The sequence below is a fragment of the Nocardioides sp. TF02-7 genome, assembly GCF_022437945.1.
Classification (GTDB): Bacteria; Actinomycetota; Actinomycetes; order Propionibacteriales; family Nocardioidaceae; genus Nocardioides.
The window spans coordinates 2297865-2320303 of sequence record NZ_CP092535.1; the positions used below are offsets into that span (position 1 = coordinate 2297865).

21 protein-coding genes and 2 pseudogenes are annotated in these 22439 nt (G+C 74.1%); 12 read left to right on the top strand and 11 right to left on the bottom strand.

Annotated features, from left to right (window positions below):
* Nucleotides 1–19: 19 nt before the first annotated feature.
* Nucleotides 20–1192 (top strand): PucR family transcriptional regulator, encoded by a 1173-nt coding sequence (locus MF408_RS11770; RefSeq protein WP_240251499.1) that lies wholly within the window; start codon nucleotides 20–22, stop codon nucleotides 1190–1192.
* A 10-nt stretch (nucleotides 1193–1202) separates the two neighbouring features.
* On the opposite strand, the gene MF408_RS11775 is transcribed toward MF408_RS11770, so the two are convergent.
* From MF408_RS11775 to MF408_RS11790, 4 genes are all read right to left on the bottom strand, one after another.
* Entirely contained in the window at nucleotides 1203–2429 is a 1227-nt protein-coding gene (locus MF408_RS11775; protein ID WP_240251500.1) for an IS110 family transposase, read from the bottom strand.
* A gap of 267 nt (nucleotides 2430–2696) precedes the next feature.
* The gene (locus MF408_RS11780; protein ID WP_240251501.1) at nucleotides 2697–4166 is read right to left on the bottom strand and encodes an amidohydrolase family protein; all 1470 of its coding nucleotides are present in this window, start codon (nucleotides 4164–4166) and stop codon (nucleotides 2697–2699) included.
* Between the two features lie 215 nt (nucleotides 4167–4381).
* Nucleotides 4382–5251: a CoA ester lyase gene (locus MF408_RS11785; RefSeq protein ID WP_240251502.1), complete on the bottom strand. Its 870-nt coding sequence runs from the start codon at nucleotides 5249–5251 to the stop codon at nucleotides 4382–4384.
* The gene (locus MF408_RS11790) at nucleotides 5248–6348 is read right to left on the bottom strand and encodes an aldolase/citrate lyase family protein (RefSeq protein ID WP_240251503.1); all 1101 of its coding nucleotides are present in this window, start codon (nucleotides 6346–6348) and stop codon (nucleotides 5248–5250) included. The genes MF408_RS11785 and MF408_RS11790 overlap by 4 nt, the downstream gene beginning before the upstream one ends.
* Nucleotides 6349–6619: 271 nt before the next feature.
* On the opposite strand from MF408_RS11790, the gene MF408_RS11795 reads away from it, so the two are divergent.
* The gene (locus MF408_RS11795; RefSeq protein WP_240251504.1) at nucleotides 6620–7036 is read left to right on the top strand and encodes a hypothetical protein; all 417 of its coding nucleotides are present in this window, start codon (nucleotides 6620–6622) and stop codon (nucleotides 7034–7036) included.
* 12 nt (nucleotides 7037–7048) lie between these two features.
* Complete coding sequence (locus MF408_RS11800) at nucleotides 7049–7816, top strand: metallophosphoesterase (protein WP_240251505.1); 768 nt, start codon at nucleotides 7049–7051, stop codon at nucleotides 7814–7816.
* On the opposite strand, the gene MF408_RS11805 is transcribed toward MF408_RS11800, so the two are convergent.
* The 3 genes from MF408_RS11805 to MF408_RS11815 all read right to left on the bottom strand — a co-directional run bounded on the left by MF408_RS11805 (nucleotide 7782) and on the right by MF408_RS11815 (nucleotide 10576).
* Nucleotides 7782–8357, bottom strand: a complete 576-nt coding sequence (locus MF408_RS11805) for a DUF1992 domain-containing protein (RefSeq protein WP_240251866.1) — start codon at nucleotides 8355–8357, stop codon at nucleotides 7782–7784. The two genes, MF408_RS11800 and MF408_RS11805, sit on opposite strands and share 35 nt — an antisense overlap.
* Nucleotides 8358–8541: 184 nt before the next feature.
* Nucleotides 8542–10173: a potassium/proton antiporter gene (locus MF408_RS11810; protein ID WP_240251506.1), complete on the bottom strand. Its 1632-nt coding sequence runs from the start codon at nucleotides 10171–10173 to the stop codon at nucleotides 8542–8544.
* Nucleotides 10139–10576: a hypothetical protein gene (locus tag MF408_RS11815; RefSeq protein WP_240251507.1), complete on the bottom strand. Its 438-nt coding sequence runs from the start codon at nucleotides 10574–10576 to the stop codon at nucleotides 10139–10141. Before MF408_RS11815 ends, MF408_RS11810 begins: the two co-directional genes overlap by 35 nt.
* A gap of 126 nt (nucleotides 10577–10702) precedes the next feature.
* Here MF408_RS11815 and MF408_RS11820 point away from each other — a divergent pair, with 126 nt between their 5' ends.
* From MF408_RS11820 to MF408_RS11835, 4 genes are all read left to right on the top strand, one after another.
* Entirely contained in the window at nucleotides 10703–11431 is a 729-nt protein-coding gene (locus MF408_RS11820) for a histidine kinase (RefSeq protein ID WP_240251508.1), read from the top strand.
* On the top strand, nucleotides 11401–11673 hold the full coding sequence (locus MF408_RS11825; protein ID WP_240251509.1) for an ATP-binding protein: 273 nt from the start codon (nucleotides 11401–11403) through the stop codon (nucleotides 11671–11673). Before MF408_RS11820 ends, MF408_RS11825 begins: the two co-directional genes overlap by 31 nt.
* The gene (locus MF408_RS11830; protein ID WP_240251510.1) at nucleotides 11670–12314 is read left to right on the top strand and encodes a response regulator transcription factor; all 645 of its coding nucleotides are present in this window, start codon (nucleotides 11670–11672) and stop codon (nucleotides 12312–12314) included. Before MF408_RS11825 ends, MF408_RS11830 begins: the two co-directional genes overlap by 4 nt.
* Before the next feature lie 73 nt (nucleotides 12315–12387).
* Complete coding sequence (locus MF408_RS11835; RefSeq protein ID WP_240251511.1) at nucleotides 12388–13032, top strand: dihydrofolate reductase family protein; 645 nt, start codon at nucleotides 12388–12390, stop codon at nucleotides 13030–13032.
* A 3-nt stretch (nucleotides 13033–13035) separates the two neighbouring features.
* On the opposite strand, the gene MF408_RS11840 is transcribed toward MF408_RS11835, so the two are convergent.
* The 3 genes and pseudogenes from MF408_RS11840 to MF408_RS11850 form a co-directional block, all read right to left on the bottom strand.
* The gene (locus tag MF408_RS11840) at nucleotides 13036–14040 is read right to left on the bottom strand and encodes an ATP-binding cassette domain-containing protein (RefSeq protein WP_240251512.1); all 1005 of its coding nucleotides are present in this window, start codon (nucleotides 14038–14040) and stop codon (nucleotides 13036–13038) included.
* 121 nt (nucleotides 14041–14161) lie between these two features.
* A pseudogene (locus MF408_RS11845) lies at nucleotides 14162–14995 on the bottom strand (ABC transporter ATP-binding protein); the annotation flags it as partial.
* Nucleotides 14995–15621, bottom strand: a complete 627-nt coding sequence (locus MF408_RS11850) for a nitroreductase family protein (RefSeq protein ID WP_240251513.1) — start codon at nucleotides 15619–15621, stop codon at nucleotides 14995–14997. The pseudogene MF408_RS11845 and the gene MF408_RS11850, both read right to left, overlap by 1 nt.
* Nucleotides 15622–16069: 448 nt before the next feature.
* On the opposite strand from MF408_RS11850, the pseudogene MF408_RS11855 reads away from it, so the two are divergent.
* The 4 genes and pseudogenes from MF408_RS11855 to MF408_RS11870 form a co-directional block, all read left to right on the top strand.
* Nucleotides 16070–16591, top strand: a pseudogene (locus tag MF408_RS11855) (ATP-binding protein); the annotation flags it as partial.
* Between the two features lie 1711 nt (nucleotides 16592–18302).
* Complete coding sequence (locus tag MF408_RS25375) at nucleotides 18303–18971, top strand: response regulator transcription factor (RefSeq protein ID WP_275693466.1); 669 nt, start codon at nucleotides 18303–18305, stop codon at nucleotides 18969–18971.
* A gap of 124 nt (nucleotides 18972–19095) precedes the next feature.
* Complete coding sequence (locus tag MF408_RS11865; protein ID WP_240251514.1) at nucleotides 19096–19551, top strand: hypothetical protein; 456 nt, start codon at nucleotides 19096–19098, stop codon at nucleotides 19549–19551.
* Nucleotides 19548–20972 (top strand): cytochrome P450, encoded by a 1425-nt coding sequence (locus MF408_RS11870; RefSeq protein WP_240251515.1) that lies wholly within the window; start codon nucleotides 19548–19550, stop codon nucleotides 20970–20972. The genes MF408_RS11865 and MF408_RS11870 overlap by 4 nt, the downstream gene beginning before the upstream one ends.
* Nucleotides 20973–21465: 493 nt before the next feature.
* On the opposite strand, the gene MF408_RS11875 is transcribed toward MF408_RS11870, so the two are convergent.
* Entirely contained in the window at nucleotides 21466–22083 is a 618-nt protein-coding gene (locus tag MF408_RS11875; RefSeq protein ID WP_240251516.1) for a hypothetical protein, read from the bottom strand.
* Between MF408_RS11875 and MF408_RS11880 the strand changes: the two genes are divergently transcribed.
* Nucleotides 22071–22433, top strand: coding sequence for a VOC family protein (locus MF408_RS11880; RefSeq protein ID WP_240251517.1), 363 nt, complete (start codon nucleotides 22071–22073; stop codon nucleotides 22431–22433). The genes MF408_RS11875 and MF408_RS11880 overlap by 13 nt on opposite strands.
* Nucleotides 22434–22439: the final 6 nt, after the last annotated feature.

The following is a 22439-nucleotide window of genomic DNA, read 5'->3' on the forward strand; positions in this document are numbered from 1 at the left end:
ATGGATTCTTCCCCCCGCGTTGCGGCCGTTCACGCTGCCCGCGGAGGTCGAGGCGGCGATCCGGATGCAGCTGCCGCAGGTCGCCGACGACATCGTCGAGACGATCGTCGCCGAGGTGCCGAGCTATGAGAACGCCTTCGTCGACCAGATGGGCGAGGTCATCCGCAACGCCGTGCAGCTGGCGCTGCGCACCTTCCTCTCGCTGGTGAGCCACCGGCGCGACCCCGATCCCGACCGGCTGCTCCGGCCCGCGATCGACGGCGCCTACCAGCTCGGCCGGGGCGAGGCCCGCAGCGGGCGGACCATCGACGCCCTGCTCGCGGCGTACCGGATCGGGGCCCGGGTCGCCTGGCGCCAGCTGTCGGGCCACGCGGTGGCCCACGACTCGGGCGCGCCGATGCTCGCGGAGTTCGCCGAGCGGGTGTTCGCCTACATCGACCAGCTCTCCGCGGCCAGCGCCGCCGGGCACGCCGACGAGTCGGCCAGCACCGGCCGGGCGCGGCACCGCCTCCTCGAACGGATCGTCAGGGCGCTGCTCGAGGGCGAGCCCGAACCGGCGGTCGTGCGGCACGCCGAGCGGGCGGAGTGGACGCCGCCGGAGACGCTGACCGCGGTGATCGCCCCCGACGCCCACGCCGGCACCGTGCTCCAGTCGCTCCCGGCCGGCACCCTCCAGGCCGCGGAGCTGCCCGACCTCGACGAGGCGGTGCTGCTGTTCGCACCCGACGTGCACCGGTGGGCGCGGTCGGCGCTGCTCCGGGTCGCCGAGCCGCTCGGCTGCGTCGTCGGGCCCGGCCGGCCCTGGCTGGACGCCCGGTCGTCGTACCTCCGCGCGCTGCGGGTGCGCCAGCTCGGGCTGGGCGCCGACACCGAGGCCCACCTCCCCGCGCTGGTGCTGACCGCCGACCCGCTCGCCCTCGCCGACCTCCGGGCGCAGGCGCTCGAGCCGCTGGCGGGGCTGCGGCCGGCGTCGGCCGCCAAGCTGACCGAGACGCTGCGCGCGTGGCTGCTCCACCAGGGGCGGCGCGACGAGGTGGCCGAGGCTCTGTTCGTGCACCCACAGACCGTGCGCTACCGCATGACGCAGCTGCGGGACCTCTACGGCGACCGGCTGGAGGACCCCGAGACGGTGCTCGCGCTGACGATCGCGCTGGGGCACGAGGACGGCCTGGGCGGGCCGGTCGGCGGCTGAGAGCCCTATGTCAAGCGGCCTCCTGGAGGAGGTCGTTGAGGCGGCCGTGGCGGTCGGTGTCGTAGGGCACGCGTTCTTGCCAGCAGCGCCACAGGATCCTGGTCCAGCCTTGGGCGAGGATCCTTGCTGCGTGGGGGTGGCGGCAGCCGCGAGCCCGGGCCCGGTCGTAGGTGTCGCGGGCCCAGGCGTTGGCGCGTGGGGTGTCCTGGGCCCAGTCGATGAGCGCGGCTCGTAGCTGCTTGTTGCAGCCGCGGCGGTAGGCGACGTTGCGGTGCTTGCCGGACTGGCGGGTCGAGGGTGCGACGCCGGCGGCGGCGGCCAGGGACTGGGCGTCGGGGAATCGTGCGCGGCAGTCGCCGATCTCAGCCAGGAGGGTTGCTGCGCGGACGACCCCGGCCCGGGGCAAGGACTGGAAGAGCGGCCCGTCGGGATGGGCGAGGAGCGCTTCGCGGATCCGGGTCTCGAGCTCGTCCTGACTGGCGCGCAGGCCCATAAGGACCTCGACCAAGGTCGTGACGATCAGCTCGGACGCTTCGGCGGCAGCACCGGTGGTGCGCCCTTCAGCGGCCTTGCCGAGGTGGTCGACCAGCTGGCGTGGGGTGTGGCGCCCGCAGTAGCTGTTGGCCTTGAGCCAGTGCGCCATTCGCAGTTCACCACCTCCGGCGGTCAGCCACGCGGCCTTCGCTTCAGAGGGAAATCGGCGCAGGAAGGCGAGGCTGATCGGGATGTCGAGCTGGCTGAACAGGCCGATCGCGCCGGGGAAGTTGTGCTGCAGCACCGCCAGCAGCTGGTTGTGAACCGCGATGCGGTGCCCGACCAGGTCTTGGCGGGCACGGACCAGCATCCGCAACGCGATCGTCTCGGCAGAGTCGGGTCGAACGACCGCCCATCGGCCGGCGTCGGTGCGCAGCGCGTCGGCGAGGACGAACGCATCGAACCGGTCGTCCTTGTTGCCCGCAGTGCCGTAGCGGGCCCGCAGCGACTTCACCTGCCGGGCTGAGATCACCACGACCTCGAACCCGTCGCGGATCAGGTGCTCGACCACCGGACCGTCGCCACGTTCGATCCCCACCTGCGCGACACCGTGTCGTCGCAACAGGGTGGTGATTTTCGCCAGCCCCGGCCGCGAGTGCGGCACGGTGGCCTCTTCGATGCGCTGCCCGGTGTCGTCGACGATGCACAGCGCGTGGTGCTGCCAAGACCAGTCGATCCCGGCGAAAGTGGGCGTAGCCTGCATGTGAGTGCTCTCCTTCCGTTAGCCCACGGATTCAGCACTCCGGTCCGGGACGTGACGGTCGGTCGCTCACTGAGGCGCTCCAGGCCGGCAAGCCTTGGCGCAAAGCCCTATGGCCGATCTGCACGTCCCGGGCCACCGGGCCCTGCAACTCTCAGCCAGGTCGTCCACGAAGGGCGACTCGGTCAGCCCGGCAGTGACCCGGCAGACCCGGGGTGCAGACAAGAGACCTACTCCTGTCTGCGCCTAACGTCCACCAGTGAGGGGTGGTCAGGCGCGGTGGACGACCCGGCCCGCCACGACGGTGACCACGACCGGGGGACGGGTGGCGGTGAGCGGGTCGTCGTCGAGCACGACCAGGTCGCCGCGGGAGCCGGGGCCCACGGTCGGCTGCCCGTCGACGGAGCAGGCGAGCGCCTCCTGCCGGGTCAGCGCGTGCTCGGGGTGCCAGGCCGGCCGGTCGTCGCCGGTGCGGCGGACGGCGGCGTCGATCGCCAGCCACGGGTCGAGCGGCGACACCGGGGCGTCGGACCCGAGGGTGGTGGTGACGCCGGCGTCGAGCAGCCAGCGGAAGGCGTAGGCGCGGTGGGCGCGGTCGCCCCAGACCTGCTCGGTGAGGTCGCGGTCGTCGACGAGGTGGTGCGGCTGCACGCTGGCGCGCAGGCCGAGCCGGGCCAGCCGTCCGACCGCCTCGCGGGCGACGAGCTGGACGTGCTCGACCGAGCCGCGTGCGCCGGTCGTCTCGTACGCCGCGAGCGCGGCGTCGACCGCCGCGTCACCGATCGCGTGGGTCGCGACCTCGAGGCCCGCGCGGTGGGCACGGGCGAGCAGCTCGGTGAGCCCGGCCGGGTCGACGTTCGGCGCGCCGGCCGGCTGCGGGTGGTCGCCCTCGACGTACGGCTCGTGGCACCACGCGGTGCGGGTGTTGAGCGACCCGTCGCTGATGATCTTGAGCGGGCCCATCGTGAGCCGGTCGTCGCCGGGCAGCAGCAGGTCGCCGGTGCGCAATCCCTCGGCGACCACGTCGTCGAGCGTCTCGGCGTAGACGGCCGTGCGCACCCGCAGCAGGTCGGCGCCCGCCGGCCAGCGCCGGCGCCACGCCTCGACGTCGCCGCCGAACTCGAAGTCGACGATGCCCACCACCCCGAGCGCGGCGGCGCGGCGCAGCGTCTCGCGGTAGGCGGCCGGCGACCCGAGGTCGTCGGGCACCAGCGCCGCCAGCCGCTCGTAGGCGGCGAACCACTCCGCCTCCCGCACGACGTCGTCGCGGAGCTCGAGGCCGAGCGCGGCCTGGGCCGCGCTGTTGAGCCACGCGTGGTGGCCGTCGCCGGCGATCAGCACCACCGGGGTGACGCCCGTGATCTCGTCGAGCTCGGTCGCCGTGCCCTCCCGCTCCCACGAGCCGGGGCGGTGGCCCCAGCCGACGACCGGTCGGCCCGGCTCGGCGGCCACCCGCTGCGCCACCGCGTGCACCGCCTCCTCGGGCGAGCGGAGCGCCGACGTGTCGAGCCGGTGGCTGGCCAGCGTCCACTGCCCGAGGTGGACGTGGGCGTCCCACAGGCCGGGCGACACCCAGCGCCCGCCGGCGTCCACCACCTCCGCCCCCGGCGGCCGCCCGACGTCCTCCGCGACCCGCGTGACCACGCCGTCCTCGACCAGCACGTCGACCGGGTGCGGAGGCGCCTCGTCGCCGGGACGCACCGGCACCAACCGGGCGCGGCGGATGAGCAGGGCGGTCATGGGAGGACGGTAGTTGGCCTCCCGCGGCGCCGGTGGCGGGGTGGGTGCGGGGGTGGGGTTTGGCGGGGTGGGGTTTTCGCGGGGACGCGGCGTGAGGTTTCCCCGGCCGACCGGGGAAACCTCAACTTGTCGGGCATTGCTTTGCCGGACAAGTGGAGGTTTTGCCCGTCACGTCGCCCCGCGGGCACCCACGGGCGACGGCGACGGATCCGGGCTCAGCCGTCCAGCGCCTGGATCGCCTCGTGCACGGCGAGGGTGCGGCGGGCGGACTCGACGTGGAGGTTCTCGACCATCCGGCCCCGGTAGGTGACCACGCCGCTGCCCGCGCCGTCCTCCCACGCGGCGATCAGGCCGCGGGCCTCGTCGACGGCGCGCTCGCTCGGCGCGAACGCCTGGTTGGCGCCGTCGACCTGGCCGGGGTGGATGAGGGTCTTGCCGTCGAAGCCCATCTGGCGACCCTGCTCGCACTCGGCGAGGAAGCCGTCGAGGTCCTTCACGTCGTTGTAGACGCCGTCGACGATCGCGATCCCGGCCGCCCGCGCCGCGAGCAGCGCCGTGTGGAGGCTGGGGAGGATCGGGGCGCGGCCCGGGACGTGCTCGGCGTACAGCTCCTTTACGAGGTCGTTGGTGCCCATCACCAGCACCGCGAGCCGCTCGTCGGCGGTCGCGATCGCGAGCGCGTCGAGGATCGCCACCGGGGTCTCGATCATCGCCCAGAGCCGGGTGTGGTCGGGTGCGCCGGCGCGCTCGAGGGCTGCGGCCAGCCGGCGTACCTCGTCGGCGCTGCCGACCTTCGGTACGACGACCCCGTGCGGGCCGGCCTGCGCAGCGGCCGCGAGGTCCGCCTCGTGCCACTCGGTGCCGGTGCCGTTGACGCGGATGGTCAGCTCGCGACGGCCGTACTCACCGCTCGCGACCGCGGCGGCCGCGGCCTCCCGGGCGGCAGGTTTGGCGTCGGGCGCGACGGCGTCCTCGAGGTCGAAGATGATGCCGTCGGCCGGGATCGACTTCGCCTTCTCCAGCGCCCGCCCGTTGGAGCTCGGCATGTAGAGGACGGAGCGGCGCGGACGGAGCTCGGTGGTCATCGGCTCAGGCCTCCGCGTCCGAGCCGATGCCGGCGTAGCGCTCCGCGAGCTCGGGGTCGACGGCGGCCAGCCGCTCGGCCAGCTCGACCATCACCAGGCACTGCTTGAGGGAGGCGTCGTCCTCCATCTTGCCGTCGATCATCACCGCGCCGGTGCCGTCGCCCATCGCCGCGACCACCCGGCGGGCGTGCGTGACGTCCTCGACGCTGGGGGAGAAGACCCGGTTGGCGATCGCCACCTGCTTCGGGTGGAGGGTCCAGGTGCCGACGCAGCCGAGGAGGAACGCGTTGCGGAACTGGTCCTCGCAGGCCACCACGTCGGCGATGTCGCCGAAGGGCCCGTAGTAGGGGTAGATCCCGTGGGTCGCGCAGGCGTCGACCATCTTCGCGATCGTGTAGTGCCAGAGGTCCTGCTGGAAGACGCTGCGCTGCGCCTCCACCTGCGCGGTGCCGTCGTCGCCGCGCGGCGGGTCCTGGCGCACGAGGTAGCCCGGGTGGCCGCCGCCGACGCGGGGTGGTCTTCATCTTCCGGTCCGCGGCGAGGTCGGCCGGACCGAGGCTCAGCCCCTGCATCCGCGGGCTCGCGCCGCAGATCTCCTCGACGTTGGCCATGCCCCGCGCGGTCTCGAGGATCGCGTGGACGAGGATCGGCCGCTCGAGACCCGCCTTCGCCTCGAGCTGGGCGAGCAGGCGGTCGACGTAGTGGATGTCCTCCGGCCCCTGGACCTTCGGCACCATGATCACGTCGAGCTTGTCGCCGATCGCCGGCACCAGCGTCGTCAGGTCGTCGAGCACCCACGGGCTGTCGAGCGCGTTGATCCGGGTCCACAGCTGGGTCGGGCCGAAGTCGGTCTCGCGGGCGATCCGCACCAGGCCCTCCCGGGCCGCGACCTTGTTGTCGGCCTTGACCGCGTCCTCGAGGTTGCCGAGCAGCACGTCGACCGTGCCGACCATGCCCGGGACCTTCGCCGCCATCTTCTCGTTGCTCGGGTCGAAGAAGTGGATCGCCCGGCTCGGCCGGGCCGGGATCTCGTGCAGCGGCGCCGGCGCACCGACGGCCAGGGGGCGGAAGAAGTCCTTGGGGCTCTTGTGGCTCACGCCGGGCGACGTTACCGGCGGGTCACGGCCGGCGGTATGACGCAGGTCTCGCCGCGCGGGCCGGGTGCGGACGCGGCTCGGGCCGGGCGCGGACCGGGCCGGGCGCGGACGTCATACGTCGCGAGGGCGATCGCCCACGGCTCGTATGACGTCCCAGGGGAACGTGCGCGACGGCCCGGCAACTGTCCACAGGGCCGCACCAGCCGGCCGTCGTCCACAGGCAGTGCCGCACGAGCAGGCCGGGGTCGGCCGGCGGTCCTAGCGTCCCGGCATGACACACCTGTTGCCCGCGACCGACGACCCCGACGACGGAGAGGAGGACTCGAACGACTGGGACGACGACTGGGCCGACGACTCGGACGACGACTCGGACGACGACTGGGCCGACGACTGGCTCCGCGACCACGGCTGGCTCCGCGACCACGACCAGCCCGAGGAGTGGCGCGAACCGCGAGGGGAACGCAACTTCGACCTCTCCGGCCTGACGACCGCCGAGCTGGCAGAGGTCTTCGAGGGGCTGGCACGCGAGCTGCGCGACCTCGCTCGTGCGGAGGCGCGACGTGCCCGGCGGGCGGGGCGGCGCACGAACCCGCCTGGGATGCCGTCGCTGGCGGGTGCCGCGGTGGGCGGGATGGCGGCTCGCCGGTGCCCCCGAGCCCTACCGGCACCGCGACGGTCTCCTCCGTAGGCTGGGGCCACCATGCTGGTGATCGCCCACGTGTCCGACCTCCACCTCGGCGGCTCCCCGGAGGCCGAGCGGCGGGCGCAGCGCGTGCTCGACCACGTGGCGGCGATGCGGCCCGAGGTCGACGTCGTCGTGGTGACCGGCGACGTCGCGGACCACGGGTTGCCGGAGGAGTACGCCGCAGCGGAGCGGCTGCTCGGTTCGTCGCTGGGCACCGCCCCGGTGCTCGTGTGCCCGGGCAACCACGACGTCCGGTCGACGTACGCCGCCTGGCGGGGCCTGCCGGCGGACCGCCCGGCCGACACGGCGCACCGGGTGGGCGGCCACCTGTTCCTGATGCTCGACTCGCTCGTCCCGGCACGGGCCGGGCAACGGGTCGACCACGGCGAGCTCGAGGCGGCGTCGCTGACCTGGCTGGACGAGCAGCTCGCGGCGCGGGCACCCGGGGAGCCGGCGGTCGTGTGCCTCCACCACCCGCCGGTGCCGATCCACGTCGCGCTGATGGACCCGATCCGGCTCCGCGACGCCGAGCGGCTGGAGGCGGTGCTGCGCCGCCACCGCGACGTCGTTGCGGTGCTCGTGGGTCACGCGCACACAGCGGGCGCGACGACGTTCGCCGGACGGCCGCTGCTGATCGGCGGCGGGACCGCCTCCACCGTCACCCTCGACGCAGAGGAGCTGCCGGTGATCACCGAGCAGCTCGGGCCGACGTTCGCCGTTCATCTCGCGGACGACGGGGGCCGGGTCGTCAGCCACTGGCGCACGCTCGCGGCCGACGGCTGAGACTCGGGGCCTCAGGAGCGGCGGCGCCACCACCGCCGCCTCGGTGGCGGCGACGGCGCGGGGCGGGGCGGCAGCTCGCCGCGCCGCCCGCCGCTCGCGCCAGGCGGCCACCGTCTCCGCCACGTCGCGCGGCATCGTGATCAGCGGCGGCCCGTCGGACGGGGTGTACCGGGTGTGCATCACCCGGGCGTTGAAGTCCTCGACCTCGCGGCGCACCTCGGCCTCGGCAGCAAGCCGGTCGAGCCGGGCGTCGAGCTCGGCGTCGTCCTTGCGCAGCTGGAGCGACGGCGGGGAGGACGGTGATCCGCTCGCGCTCGACGAGCTGCTTGACCCACCACTCCGGGTCGTGCTGGTCGCCGATGCCGCGGATCGGCTTGCCGGCACCGGGGAGGTCGTCGAAGTCGCCCCGCTCGATCGCCCGCTGCACCTGCAGGTCGACCCAGGTGTTCTGCTGCGCCATCCGGGCCCGGGCCGCGGCCTTCTCGGCCCCGCGCCGGTCACGGTCACGCACGGGGTCGCTGCGCGCCTCGTCCTCGGACATCGCGATCACCTCGATCCTCACGGTATCGAGGGGGCGGTGAGGTGCGGTTTGGGACCAAACCTCATGGTTCGGGGTGGCGGGTGTGCGGTTTGGGACCAAACCTCATGGTTCGGGGCGGCGGATCTGCGGTTTGGGACCAAACCTCATGGTTCGGGGCGGCGGGTGTGCGGTTTGGGACCAAACCTCATGTTTCGGGGCCGCGGATCTGCGGTTTGGGACCAAACCTCACCTCCCGGCTCACCACGGCCACCGCCCACCGAAAGCTCAGGAGGCGGCGTGCTCGGGATCGTGACGAGGCGCGGTGGGGGGTGAGGGCGGCGTACCAGCGGGCGAGTCGGCCGTGGTCGCTGATCTCGTGGAGCCTGCGCTCGATCTCGCGGCGGTGCTCGCGGGCGGCGGCGACGAGCACGTGGTCGCCGCGGCGCAGCACGGTGCCGGGGGTGGGGGCCCAGATCTCGCCGTCGCGCAGGAGCAGGGCGACCGTCGAGCCGCGGGGGAGGCGGAGCTCGGAGACCTCGACCCCGGCCAGGCGGGAGCGGGCGGGGACCGTGAACTGGAGCAGGGTCGCGGAGAGCGCCTCGAGCGGGGCCGACTCGATGGCCAGCTCCCGTGGCGACTCCTCGGCGGTGGCGCCGAGCCGCCGGGCGACCCACGGCAGGGTCGGCCCCTGCAGGAGGGTGAACAGCACGACCAGCAGGAACACCACGTCGAAGATCCGGGTCGCGCCGGGCAGGCCGACGCTCATCGGGATGGTCGCGAGCACGATCGGCACCGCCCCGCGGAGCCCCGCCCAGCTGATGAACGCCTGGTCGCGCCACGGCACGTGGAACGGGGTGGCGCAGATCAGCACCGACAGCGGCCGGGCCACCAGGGTCAGCGCGCAGCCGACGACCAGGGCGTAGGGCAGGGCGTCCCAGAGCCGGTTCGGGCTGGCGAGGAGGCCGAGCATCACGAACAGGCCGATCTGGGCCATCCAGGCCAGCCCCTCGACGAAGCTGCCGGTCGTGGCCCGGTGGGGCAGGTCCATGTTGCCCAGGGCCAGGCCGGCGACGTAGATCGCCATCAACGCACTCGCACCGACCAGCCCGGCGCCGGCGAACGCGGCGAACGCGATCGCCAGGGTGGCGATCGGGTAGAGGCCGGACGCCGGCAGCGCGCTGTGGGCGAGCAGCCAGCGCCCGCCGGTCGCCACGGCCAGGCCGACGAGGAGACCCCCGACGAGCTGGTAGCCGACCTGAGCGACGATCAGCGGGCCGCTGGCGTCGTGCCAGGCCGACGAGGTGACCACCGTGACCAGGATGATCACCGGCGGGTCGTTGAACCCCGACTCGGCCTCGACGGTCGCCCGCAGCCCGCCGCGGATCGGCATCTTGCGCAGCACGGCGAAGACGGCGGCGGCGTCGGTGGACGATGCGACGGCGCCGAGGAGGATCGCGGTGCGCAGGTCGACGTCCAGAGCCAGCAGCACCAGCGCCGTCGTGACGCCGACGGAGATCGCGACCCCGAGCGTCGCCAGGACGGCGGCCAGCGGTGCGGTCGGCCGGACCACCTTCCAGTCGGTCGTGAAGCCGCCCTCGACGAGGATGATCGCGAGCGCCAGGTTGCCGAGCAGCTGGACGAGGTCGGCGTCCTCGAACTGGAGCCCGAGACCGGCCTCGCCGAGCACGACACCGAGCGCGAGGTAGATCAGGAGCGTCGGCAGTCCGGCGCGGGTGGAGAGACGTACGGCGGCCACGGCCGCGAGGAGCACGGCGCAGCCGCCGAGCAGCACCAGGTAGAGATCACCTGGGTCCATCGGCGTCCCGGTGGTGGGCATACCCGGACGGCGACAGGATCAGGTGCTCGATCGCGACCACCCGCAGGGAGAGAAGGTCGGCGCCGAGCGACTCCAGGAGCTCGGCGACCGGGTCGTGCCAGACGTGGTGGAGGTCGGGCGTGAGGTCGGCGAGCCGGTGGCGGCGCACCCACCGGGAGACGAGGGGGACGACCCCGCAGACGAGGGGCTCGACGTCGTGCGCGGCGGATGCGCCCACCGGGCGGACGACCACCTCCAGCAGCAGCCGGACGTCCTTCTGGTCGGCGGTCGTCTCGCGGACGGTCAGCGGCACCGTGACCGCGGGGTCCAGCACGGTCACGGTGCCGCCGGCGTCATCGTCCCGCCCCGCCAGCAGCCGCCCCACGAGGAGGCGGAGTCGGGGCGGTGCCTGCGAGCGGGACATGCTTCGAGTCAACCCGGTCCGCGCGCCCCACCGAATGGGGTCCTCCACCCATTTTTCCGGCTCTCCTCGGCGGGTCGCCGCCGCCTCCGGGATGACGTCCGCCCGCGCGTCGGCGAGGCTGGGGCCGTGCGGCTCGCGAACTCCTCGCTCTACTGGCTGGTCTGCCTCATCAACGGTGCGGTCCTCACCGTCGGCACGCTGGTCCTGGTCGTGTCGCCGGCGCGGGTGTCGACCGACGTCGTCGTGTCGGAGGTCGTCGTGCTGGTGGTCGGGCTGTCGGTCGTGCTCGCCGCCAACGCGGTGCTGCTGCGCTCGGCCCTGGGGCCGGTCGACCGGGTGATCCGCGAGATGGCGACCGCGCAGCTCGGTGGCGCCGGTCGCCGGGTGGAGGCCACCGGCAGTGGCGCCGGCGCCCGGCTGGCCGAGAGCTACCACGCCATGCTCGAGCGGCTCGAGGCAGAGCGCGCGAGCAGCAGCGCCCGGGCGCTGGCCGCGCAGGAGGCCGAACGGCACCGGATCGCCCAGGAGCTGCACGACCAGGTGGGCCAGAGCCTCACCGTGGTGCTGCTCGGCCTCAAGCAGGTGGCCGCCCGGGCTCCGGCCGAGCTGCAGGAGGAGCTGGAGCTGATCCGGGAGACCGCGCGGGCCGGCCTGGACGACGTACGCCGGGTGGCGCGCGAGCTGCGGCCCGGGGTGCTCGACGACCTGGGCCTGCTGCCCGCGCTGTCGGCCCTGGCCACCGACGTGGCCGCGCACGGCGGACCGACCAGTGCGCCGGACGTTCGGACCCGGGTTGCCCCCGCTGTCGCGGGGAGGCGGAGGTCGTGGTCTACCGGGTGGCCCAGGAGGCGCTGACGAACGTGGTGCGGCACGCCGCGGCGACCCGGGTCGACCTCTCGCTGCTCCACGTCGGTCCCGACGTCGTGCTGGAGGTCACCGACGACGGCCGCGGGCTCGCCGACGACGGCGACCGCACCGGCACCGGGTTGCTCGGCATGAGGGACCGCGCCGCGCTCGTCGACGCGGTCGTGGAGGTCGAGTCCGCGCCGGGACGCGGCACCACCGTGCGGCTGCGGGTGCCGGTGGTCGAGCAGTGATCCGGATCCTGCTGGCCGACGACCACGCGCTGGTGCGTCGCGGCGTCCGGCTGATCCTCGAGCAGCAGCCCGACCTCCGGGTGGTGGCGGAGGCCGCCGACGGCGCCGAGGCCGTCGCCGCGCTGCGTGAGACCGAGGTCGACCTGGTCGTCCTCGACATCGCGATGCCCACCATGACCGGGCTGCAGGCGGCCCGCGAGATCGCCCGCCGGCGGGAGCCGCCGCGGATCCTGATGCTGTCGATGCACGACAACGAGCAGTACTTCTTCGAGGCGCTCAAGCTCGGCGCGAGCGGCTACGTGCTCAAGTCGGTCGTCGACGAGGACCTCGTCGAGGCCTGCCGGGCGGCGATGCGGGGCGAGGCGTTCGTCTACCCCGGGGCGATGGGGGCGCTCGTGCGCGACTACCTCGACCGCCTGGCCCGCGGCGAGCGGGTGCCCGAGACGGTGCTGACGCCGCGGGAGGACGAGGTGCTCAAGCTGATCGCCGAGGGCCGCTCGTCGAAGGAGATCGCCCGGATCCTCTCCATCAGCATCAAGACCGTGGAGCGGCACCGCGCCAACATCCTCGCCCGGCTGGGGATGCGGGACCGCACCGAGCTGACCCGGTACGCCATCCGGGCCGGGCTGATCGAGCCGTGAGCCGGCGATGAGGACCGGCCGCGGCGCCGGTCGGACTTCCTGTCAGCCACCACCGCCCAGCAGGAGGCCGTGAATGTCCCGCGTCCGCGTCCACAACTTCTCGATCTCGCTCGACGGCTTCGCCACCGGGGAGGGGCTCTCGGCCGAGGAGCCGTTCGGCCACGCCGGTGAGCGGCTCCACGAGTGGATGTTCGCCACCCGCTTCGGTCGTGCCATGAGTGGGCGCCCGGGCGGGACGGAGGGCGTCGACGACGCCTTCGCCGAGCGGCACGAGCCGGGCATCGGTGCGGAGGTGATGGGCGCCGGCAAGTTCGGGCCACCCGGCTGGCAGGACGACCCGGACTGGCGAGGCTGGTGGGGCCCGAACCCGCCGTTCCACACCCCGACGTACGTCCTCACCCACCGGCCGCGGCCCCCGATCGAGATGGAGGGCGGCACCACCTTCCACTTCCTCGACGCCCCGCCCGCGGAGGCGCTCGCGGTGGCGCGGGAGGCCGCCGGCGGGCGGGACGTCCGCCTCGGCGGCGGACCGACCGTGGTCCGCGACTTCCTCGCCGCCGGGCTGGTCGACCACTTCCACGTGGTGGTGGTGCCGATCGTGCTCGGCCGCGGGGTGCGGCTCTGGGACGGGCTCGAGGCGCTGGAGGAGCAGTACGACGTCGCCACGGTGTCGTCGCCGACCGGCGTCACGCACCTCACCTTCGGCCGGCGGGCCTGACCCTCAGATCGGCACGTCCGCCCGGCGCCCGTCGTCGGCGCGGCCGCCGGGACGGGAGAACTGCTCGACGTAGAGCCGGGCGTAGAGCCCCGTCGGGTCGGCGAGCAGTTCGTCGTGGGTGCCGCGCTCGACGACCCGACCGTCCTGCAGGCCGAAGATGACGTCGGCGGAGCGGATCGTGGACAGCCGGTGGGCGATCGCGATCGTCGTCCGCGAGCGGGTGGCGCGCTCGAGCGCCTCCTGCACCAGCCGCTCGGTCTCGGTGTCGAGCGCCGAGGTGGCCTCGTCGAGCACCAGGATCCGGGGGTCCTTCAGCAGCACCCGGGCGATGGCCAGCCGCTGCTTCTCCCCGCCGGAGAGGCGGTAGCCGCGCTCGCCGGTGATCGTCTCGTAGCCCTCGGGGAAGCTCATGATCCGGTCGTGGATGTTGGCGTCCCGCGCGGCCCGCTCGATCTCCTCGGCGGTCGCGCCCGGGCGGGCGTAGGCGATGTTGTCGCGGATCGTGCCGTGGAAGAGGTAGGGCTCCTGGGTCACCATGCCGACCGCGTCGGCGAGGGACGACAGGGTCAGGTCGCGCACGTCGTGCCCGTCGATGAGCACCGCGCCCTCGGTGACGTCGTAGAACCGCGGGACCAGGTAGGTCGCCGTGGTCTTGCCGGAGCCCGAAGGACCCACGATCGCCGCCAGCTGCCCGGGCTCCACGACCAGCGAGACGTCCTGCAGCGCCCACCCCGGACCGGTCGGCCGGTCGCCGTCCGCCTCGATCCGGACGCCGGAGTCGCCGAACCGGTCGCGGTCGACCGCACCCGACAGCGCGCGCGGCTCGGGGTAGCGGAACCACACCCCGCGGAGCTCGACCCGCCCCCGCAGCCGCGCCGGGTCGAGCGCGACCGCGTCCGGCCGCTCGGTGATCGCCGGCTCGAGGTCGAGGTACTCGAAGATCCGGCGGAACAGGGCCAGCGAGGTCTGCACGTCGAGCGACACCCGCATCAGCTGCATGAGCGGCATCTGCAGCCGCCCCTGCAACGTGGTGAACGCGACGACGGTGCCGGCCGTCAGCGCGTCCCGCGCCCACCGGCAGGTCGCCGGTGATGATCAGGCCGGCGACGAGGTAGATCAGCGCCGGCGTGATCGCGAAGAACGTCTGCACCACGGCGAAGAACGTGCGGCCGGTCATCGCCTGCTCGACCTGCAGCCGGGTCTGGCGGCGGTTGGCCTCGCGGTAGCGCTCGACCTCCTGCGGCGACCGGTTGAAGACCTTGGCCAGCAGGATGCCGGAGACGCTGAGCGCCTCCTCGGTGATCGCCGTCATCTCCGACAGCGACTCCTGGGTGCGGCGCGCCAGCCGCTGCCGGCGCCGGCCGACGCGCAGCTGCAGCCACACGAAGAGCGGCATCAGCACCAGGGTGAGGACGGTCAGCTGCCACGACAGCACGACCATCGACGCGAACGCCGCGGCGACGGTGACCGAGTTCTGCACGATCGTGGTCGCCGTGTCGGTGAGCACGGTCCGCACGCCGGCCACGTCGTTGGCCAGCCGCGACTGGATGGCGCCGGTCTTGGTGGCGGTGAAGAACGCCAGCTCCATCTTCTGCAGGTGCTCGAACAGGTCGCCGCGCAGGTCGGCCATCGCGGAGTTCCCGACCGTCGAGGTCAGCCAGTTCTGGCCGATGCCGATCAGCGCGGTCAGCACGGGGATGGCGCACATGCCCGCCACCAGCCAGCCGAGCAGCCCGAGGTCCGGTGCGCCGCCGTCGACCGGGAACAGGGCGTCGTCGAACACGGCGCGGGTCAGGAACGGCACCAGCGCCGTCAGCGCGGCGGCGGCCACCACGGCCACCAGCACCAGCGCGATCTTGCCGCGGTAGGGCCGCAGCAGACGCGCCACCCGCGGCAGCACCGGCTCCCGCCCGTGGAGCTCGTCGGGCGAGAGGTGGGTGACGACCGGGCTGGGGCGCGGCATCAGGACCAGCCCGCCCCGAACCGGCCGCGGTGGGCGACCTCGGTCCACGGCGTACGCCGCCGGCGGGTCGCCGAGCCCGCCGCACCCGAGCCGCGGGGAGCGGGGTGGCCGATCGTGATCGCCCCGATCGGGTGGGGGTCGCCCTCGTCGGAGAGGCCGAGCGCCCGCCGTACCTGCACCTCCCGGTCGGGCACGATGCCGAAGAAGCAGGCCCCGAGCCCGGCATCGGTCACGGTCTGGAGGACCAGCAGCGACGCCATCGCGGTGTCGAGGTGCCAGTACGGCATCGGCCACCGCCGCTCGTCCCTGTCGGTCCACCCCTTGTCCGCCTCGGCGTAGCGGTCGAGGTAGGCCGCGCGGACGCTGCACGGCACGACCACCACCGGGGCGCGCATCATCCCGGCCAGCCACCGGTCGGGCCGGTCGACGTCGTCGGTGGAGGCGGCCCAGAACCGACGGACGTCCTCGGGCCGGTCGAGGACGACGAACGCCCAGCCCTGGGAGAACCCCGCGCTCGGCGCCCGGGTGGCGTGCTCCAGGGCGCGTTCGACCACCGCCGGGTCGACCGGCTCGTCGGTGTAGCTGCGCACCATCCGGCGACGGCGCACGACCTCCGCGAATTCCATCGACACCTCCTCACGCTGGCTGGACTGCCGCTTGGTCCATCCCACCTCATGGCCGGTGAGGGGGCGGCCTGAGGTAGCCACCCGCGGCGCCGTCGGGTGGATCTAAGGCACTTTCCCGATGTGGTCGCCTACCTCAGGGCGCCAGTGTCGTCGTACCAGCCAGGGAAGCGTCCGGGTGCAGGGGCACCCACCGAGGAGACGACGATGTTCGACAGCAACCAGTACGACAGCAGCCAGTACGTCCGGTCCGAGCTGGACTACCGGCGCTCCAAGATCCGCAGGGCCTGGCCTCCGGCCGCTCCGGTCGCTCGCGCGCCTCGTGGGCGCGCCGGGCCGCCGCGGCCGACCGGACCGTCCGCTGACCGCCGGGGAGCCGACGAAACCGGGAGGCGCAGTGTCGGTGGCGGGCACGATGATGGTGCCCGTGGCAACGCACACCAGCCGGACGATGGTCGGGCGCGACCAGGAGCTCGCCCAGCTCGCCGAGCTCGTCGGGATCGGCGCCGACGACCGCCGGTGGCAGGGGCGGCCGGGTGCCGTCCTGCTCTCCGGCGACGCCGGGGTCGGCAAGACCCGGCTGCTCATCGAGCTGCGCGACCTGGCCCGTGCCGAGGGGTGGCGGGTGCTCGCGGGCCACTGCCTCGACTTCGGCGAGAGCGCGCTGCCCTACCTGCCGTTCAGCGAGGTGCTCGACCGGTTCGACGCCGACCTCCCCGACGTGGTCGAGCGGGTCGCCGCCGCCCACCCTGCGCTCGCCCGGCTCCGACCGGGGCGCCGGGTCCTCGCCGGCGCCGAGAGCGGCGACGGGCCGAGCACCGACCGCTCCCAGCTGTTCGCCGCGGTCCACACGCTGCTCGAGGCCGCGGCCGAGACGGCCCCGCTCCTGCTCGTCGTCGAGGACGCCCACTGGGCCGACCAGTCGACCCGCGACCTGCTCGGCTTCCTGTTCACCCGCAGCTTCGAGCGCCCGGTCTCGATCGTGGCGTCCTACCGCTCCGACGACCTCCACCGCCGCCACCCGCTCCGGCGGCAGGTCGCGGAGTGGAGCCGGATCCCCAGCGTCGACCGGCTGGCCCTGTCGCCGCTGACCGAGGACGCCGTCCGTGCCCTGATCCGCGAGCTGTCCCCGCACAGGCTCGACGAGCGTGACCTGGCCGGCATCGTCGACCGCGCCGAGGGCAACGCCTTCTTCGTCGAGGAGCTGGTGGCCTCCGGTGGCGGCTGGGTGCCCGACGACCTCGCCGACCTCCTGCTGGTGCGGCTCGACCGGCTCTCCGACGAGGCGCGGCAGGTGGTGCGGATCGCGAGCGTCGCCGGCCGCAAGGTCACCCACGAGCAGCTCGCGGCGGTCTCCGGCATGCCCGGCACCGACCTCGACGCCGGCATCCGCCAGGCCGTCGAGATGAACGTCCTCGTCGCCGGCAGCCGTCACTACTCCTTCCGGCACGCGCTCCTCGGCGAAGCCGTCTACGACGACCTGCTCCCCGGTGAGCGGGTGCGCCTCCACCAGCAGTACGTCGACGCGCTCACCTCGCGCAGCGCCCGGGGCACCGCCGCCGAGCTGGCTCGTCACGCCCGGAGGGCGATGGACCTCGACCGCGCCGCCGTCGCGAGCATCGAGGCGGGCGACGAGGCCGCGTCGGTCGGCGGCCCCGACGAGGCCGCACGTCACTACGAGCGGGCGCTCGAGCTGCTGACCGACGCCGACCGGCTGGCGCGGCTCGAGGTCGACCTCGGCAAGCTGGTGGTCAAGGCCGCGGACGCGATCGCCGACTGCGGCGACGCGCAGCGCGGCGTCCAGCTGCTCGCCGAGCACCTCGACCGGCTGCCGCCGGACGCGCCGCCGACCTGGCGGCCCACGATGCTGGGGCTCTACGCCGACCTGCTCGGCTACATCGAGACCGACCTCGACCCCGTCGCCGTCTCGAAGGAGGCGGTCGACCTCGTGCCCGCGGGCGAGAGCCGGCTGCGCGCCCGGGTGCTGGCGACCCACGCCCGGGTGCTGGCCGACTGCAAGCGGACCGCGGAGGCGCAGGCGGTCGCCGCCGAGGCGCTGGAGCTCGCCGAGCGTCTCGACCTGCCCCGGCTGGTCTCCGAGATCGTCACGACGCTCGGTGGGTTGCGCACCGGCGGGTCCGAGTCCGACGTGCGCGGTGCGCTCGAGGAGGCGGTCCGGCGCGCCGAGGCCACCGGTGCGACGGGTGCGGAGCTGCGCGGCCGCTGGCTGCTCGCCCGCTCCTACCAGGACGCCGCCGAGTGGGACGGCGCGGAGCGGTGGTTCCGCTCGTTGATGGAGCAGGGCAGCCGGAGCGGCCGGACCTGGGCCCCCTACGTCCTCGACGCCCGCTGGCAGCTCGGGTCGGTGCTCTACACCCTCGGCCGCTGGGACGAGGCGCTCCAGCTGCTCGCCGTCGTCGACGACGCGGCCCCCGTGATCCCACGCGCCGTCATCGAGCCCCTACCGGCTGGCGATCCTCGACGCCCGCGGCCACGACGTGCTCGACCAGCTGCGCGAGCTGCGCAAGGTCTGGCCCGACGAGGGAGCCGTCGCCGTGCAGTCCGCCGGGTTCGAGATCGAGGTCGTCGGCCGCACCGACCCCGAGGCGGCGCTGGCGGTCTACGACGACGCCGTCACCGTCCTCTCCCGCATCTGGACCCCGCACTTCGGTGCCCGCGTGCGGATGGCGGCCCAGGTGCTCGCCGCGGTCGGCCGCGGCCTCCCCGCCACCCCCGCCGCCCGGCGTGGCGTCCTGGTCGAGCGCGCCGATCAGCTGCTCGCCGACGGCACCGCCGTCCTCGACCGCTACGACGAGCCCGGCCAGTGGCAGGTCGAGGGCCGGGCGTGGGCCGCCCGGCTCCGCGCCGAGCACCTGCGGGTGCGCTGGCTGGCCGGTGTCGAGCAGCCCGAGCGGGAGCAGCTGGTCGAGGCGTGGGACGCGGCGGTCGACGGGTTCGCCGCGCTCGGCCACGTCCCGGAGCTCACGCGGGTGCGGACGTCGTACTCCGCGATCCTCCGCACCCTCGGCGACACCGCCGCGGCCCGCCACCACGGCGACCTCGCCCGCGAGGCGGCCCACCGGCTCGGGGCGACCGTGCTGCTCGACGAGCTGCGCGCCATCGGCAGCACGCCCACGAGGTCCGCCGAGCCCGCGCACCAGCGGCTGACCGCGCGCGAGCTGGAGATCCTCGCCCTCGTGGCCGACGGCCGCAGCAACGGCGAGATCGGGCGGCAGCTGTTCATCAGCACCAAGACGGTGAGCGTCCACGTCTCCAACATCCTCGGCAAGCTCGGCGCCGGCGGCCGCACCGAGGCGGCAGCGATCGCCCGTCGGGAGGGCCTCCTCGGCTGAGGCTCGCCCAGGAGGTCATACGGAGGGGGCCACCGGTGGCCCTGTCCGCATGACGTCCCACGACCGGGAGGGCGGCGCAGCGGGCTCCGGCCCCCGGCTTCGGCGGTCTGTCAGCATGGGCGAGGTGACCGACCACGAGCACCAGCGGCCCGACGGCGTCGACGACCTCACCGTCGAGGCGCTCGGCAACCTGTCCGAGGCCCTCGAGGCGACCGAGATCGCGCGGGGCCACCTCTACTCCTTCCACCGCATCACCGGCACCGCCGACCTCACCCTCGGCAAGGCGGTCGACCAACTGCGCGAGGCCGGCCACACCGAGCTGGCCGACCGCATCGAGCGCGACCTGGTGGGGCGCAACGTGCTGGCCGGCCGGTGGACGTTCCAGATCGTCGAGGAGTACGACGACGACTACTACGCCACCTTCCGCGAGCTCGAGCGCGCGGCCCGCGACGAGCTGGTCGGCGGCCGCCGCCACCTCTACGAGTCGGAGATGAAGGAGGACCGGCGTACCCACGGCCGGACGGGCCACGAGCACCGTCCGGCGGAGAAGCCGCAGCCCGGCGTAGGTTCTGCCGGGTGACGACCGAGGCGCCGGCCCCCCAGCTCCCCGACACCGCCGACCTCACCGCCGCCCGGCTGCGGCGGATGAGCGGCTCGACCACCGGAGGCGGCTCGAGGCCGGTGCCGACCGACGGCCTGCCGCCCGGACCGACCTGGCCGCCGCTGGTGCAGACGGCCGTGCTGCTGCGGTTCCGGCACCGGTTCCACACCTACCTGCACCGGCGCTACGGCGACGCGTTCACGATCCGGATGGTCCCCGGCGGCCGGCCGCTAGTGCTGTTCACGAGGCCCGAGGACACCCGCGAGATCTTCGCGGGCGACCCGGAGGTGTTCCACGCCGGCAAGGGCAACGCGATCCTCGGCCCGATCATGGGCGAGCACTCGCTGCTGCTCCAGGACTCCCGTGAGCACCACCGGGCCCGCAAGCTGTTGATGCCGGCGTTCAACGGCCAGGCCCTGCGCGGCTACCGGGGCCTGGTCGCCGAGGTGGCCGGCGCGGCGGTCGGCGGCTGGCGCGACGGCGAGGAGTTCCGGGCGCTGGAGCGGATGAACGCGCTCACGCTCGAGGTGATCCTGCGGGTCGTGTTCGGCGTCAGTGACGAGGAGCGGCTCGCGCAGCTGCGGCCCCGGGTGACCGCCACGGTCGAGGTGCCGCCGGTCGTGCTGCTCGGCTGGGCCTACCCGCAGCTGCAGCGCTTCGGCCCGTGGCGGCGCACGGTCGACAACCAGATGGAGCTCGACCGGCTGATGTACGCCGAGATCCGGGACCGCCGCCGGGCCACCGACCTCGGGTCGCGGGCCGACGTACTGTCCCGGCTCCTGCTCACCGGGCGCGACGACGACGGCGACAGCCTCGACGACACCGAGCTGCGCGACCAGCTGGTGACGCTCCTGCTCGCCGGCCACGAGACGACCGCGAGTGCCCTGTCGTGGGCGTTGCACGAGGTCGGCCGCAGCCCCGACCTCCTTGCGCGCACCCAGCAGGCCGCCGACGCCGAGGACGCCGCCGGCGACGCCTGGCTCGAGGCGGTCCTCAAGGAGTCGATGCGGCTGCACCCGGTGATCCCGATGGTGGTGCGCACGCTGCAGCAGCCGGTGACGATCGGCGGCCGCGACCTCCCCGCCGGCGCCACGGTCGGACCGTCGATCCTGGTCAGCCACGAGAGCGAGAGCAACTTCCCCGACCCCGAGGTCTTCCGCCCCGAGCGCTTCCTGCCCGGTGTCGGGGAGCAGCCCGCCCCCAACACGTGGATCCCGTTCGGCGGCGGCGTCCGCCGCTGCATCGGCGCCGGCTTCTCGCTGATGGAGGGCACCGAGGTGCTCCGCGAGGTCTTCCGCCGCTACGACGTCCGCGCCGTCGGCTCCGACGTGCCGAAGGTCCGCAACATCACGAGCGTCCCGCGGCGCGGTGCTCGGGTGCGGGTCACGGCGCGGCGGTGAGGGTGGTCGGGGGGCCGGAAGTGCGGTTTGGTCCCAAACCGCAGCTGGGCAGGGCGTCGGGCTGCGGTTCGTGACCATTCGTGGGTAAAGGGTCAGAGCGCGGTGGGCGGGTGGTGCGGTTTGGTCCCAAACCGCAGCTGGGCTGGGGTGATGGGCTGCGGTTCGTGACCATTCGTGGGTAAAGGGTCGGAGCGCGGCCGGGGTGGTGCGGTTTGGTCCCAAACCGCAGCTGGGCGGGGCGTCGGGCTGCGGTTCGTGACCATTCGTGGGTAAAGGGTCGGAGCGCGGCGGGCGGGTGGTGCGGTTTGGTCCCAAACCGCAGCTGGGCGGGGTGATGGGCTGCGGTTCGTGACCAATCGTGGGCAAAGGGTCGGAGCGTGGCCGGGAGAGGTGCGGTTTGGTCCCAAACCGCAAGGGGACCGCGGGAGCCGCTGCGGTGCACGACCATCCGCACCCGAACAGCCGCCGCCGGGCCGCCCCGACCGCCCCGACCTCACGCCGCCCGCTCCACCACCTCCAGGCCGGCGGCGACGCGGGCGAAGGTGGCGGCGTACGACGGGTGGTCGTCCTCGGCGGCGGAGCAGGTGAGGGTCACGCCGACCCCGCCGCCCCCGCCCAGCCGCCAGGCCCACTGGTCGGTGACGACGACCGCGGTGCCGAGCCGGTGGCTGAAGCGGCACCGCGTTGCGCGGCGGCCGCCGGCGTCGCTCCACCCGGCGCTGAGCAGGGTGAAGCCGGGCAGCTGGACGCGCAGGTCGTCGAGGGCCTGGCTGCGCCAGGCGAGGAGGTCGGTGTCGACCGGGGTGGTCCGCAGCACGATCTCGGGGCTGACACCCACCTGGCCGGGCACCTGCGCGTGCACCGGCCCCGCCCGTCCGTACGCCGGCCCCACCGCGGGCCGGGCGGCGAGGACGATGCCGTGGCCGAGGTCGCGGCGGGTGTGCCAGCCGGGCGGCAGGGTGAGGGGTGACCGAGGGCGACGCGTCGAGGTCCATGGCGGCAGGGTGTGCCGGGAGGCCGCGAAGCGGAAGGGCAGTCCCTGGGCGCTGTGGACGGCAGCGGCAGCCGAGTGTCGGTGGCGCGTCGTAGCGTCGCGCCATGACCATCGCACGTGATCCCTCCTTCGTCATCGACTGTCCCGACCCGGCAGCGCTCGCCCGCTTCTACGCCGCCCTCCTCGGCTGGACGGCCTCGGCCGACGACGACAACGGCTGGGCGTCGGTCGAGAGCGGCGACCGGGCGTTCTTCTTCCAGAAGGTCGAGGACTACCGGGCACCGGCTTGGCCCGGCCAGGACGTTCCCCAGCAGGTGCACCTCGACGTCGACGTCGACAACCTCGACCGGGCCGAGCAGCAGACGCTCGAGCTCGGCGCCACCAGGCACCCCCACCAGCCGGGCGAGACGTTCCGCGTGTTCCTCGACCCCGCCGGCCACCCGTTCTGCCTCTGCCTCGCCGGCTGAGCCCCA

Bases quoted from the DNA above. Each gene is read 5' to 3' on its own strand.
- MF408_RS11775 (WP_240251500.1), bottom strand. From the start codon at position 2,429: ATGCAGGCTACGCCCACTTTCGCCGGGATCGACTGGTCTTGGCAGCAC.
- MF408_RS11800 (WP_240251505.1), top strand. From the start codon at position 7,049: ATGCTGGTGATCGCCCACGTGTCCGACCTCCACCTCGGCGGCTCCCCG.
- MF408_RS11850 (WP_240251513.1), bottom strand. From the start codon at position 15,621: ATGGAATTCGCGGAGGTCGTGCGCCGTCGCCGGATGGTGCGCAGCTAC.
- MF408_RS11805 (WP_240251866.1), bottom strand. From the start codon at position 8,357: ATGTCCGAGGACGAGGCGCGCAGCGACCCCGTGCGTGACCGTGACCGG.
- MF408_RS11835 (WP_240251511.1), top strand. From the start codon at position 12,388: ATGTCCCGCGTCCGCGTCCACAACTTCTCGATCTCGCTCGACGGCTTC.
- MF408_RS11795 (WP_240251504.1), top strand. From the start codon at position 6,620: ATGACACACCTGTTGCCCGCGACCGACGACCCCGACGACGGAGAGGAG.
- MF408_RS11815 (WP_240251507.1), bottom strand. From the start codon at position 10,576: ATGTCCCGCTCGCAGGCACCGCCCCGACTCCGCCTCCTCGTGGGGCGG.
- MF408_RS25375 (WP_275693466.1), top strand. From the start codon at position 18,303: ATGGCGGCCCAGGTGCTCGCCGCGGTCGGCCGCGGCCTCCCCGCCACC.
- MF408_RS11840 (WP_240251512.1), bottom strand. From the start codon at position 14,040: ATGCCGCTCATGCAGCTGATGCGGGTGTCGCTCGACGTGCAGACCTCG.
- MF408_RS11785 (WP_240251502.1), bottom strand. From the start codon at position 5,251: ATGACCACCGAGCTCCGTCCGCGCCGCTCCGTCCTCTACATGCCGAGC.
- MF408_RS11810 (WP_240251506.1), bottom strand. From the start codon at position 10,173: ATGCCCACCACCGGGACGCCGATGGACCCAGGTGATCTCTACCTGGTG.
- MF408_RS11880 (WP_240251517.1), top strand. From the start codon at position 22,071: ATGACCATCGCACGTGATCCCTCCTTCGTCATCGACTGTCCCGACCCG.
- MF408_RS11780 (WP_240251501.1), bottom strand. From the start codon at position 4,166: ATGACCGCCCTGCTCATCCGCCGCGCCCGGTTGGTGCCGGTGCGTCCC.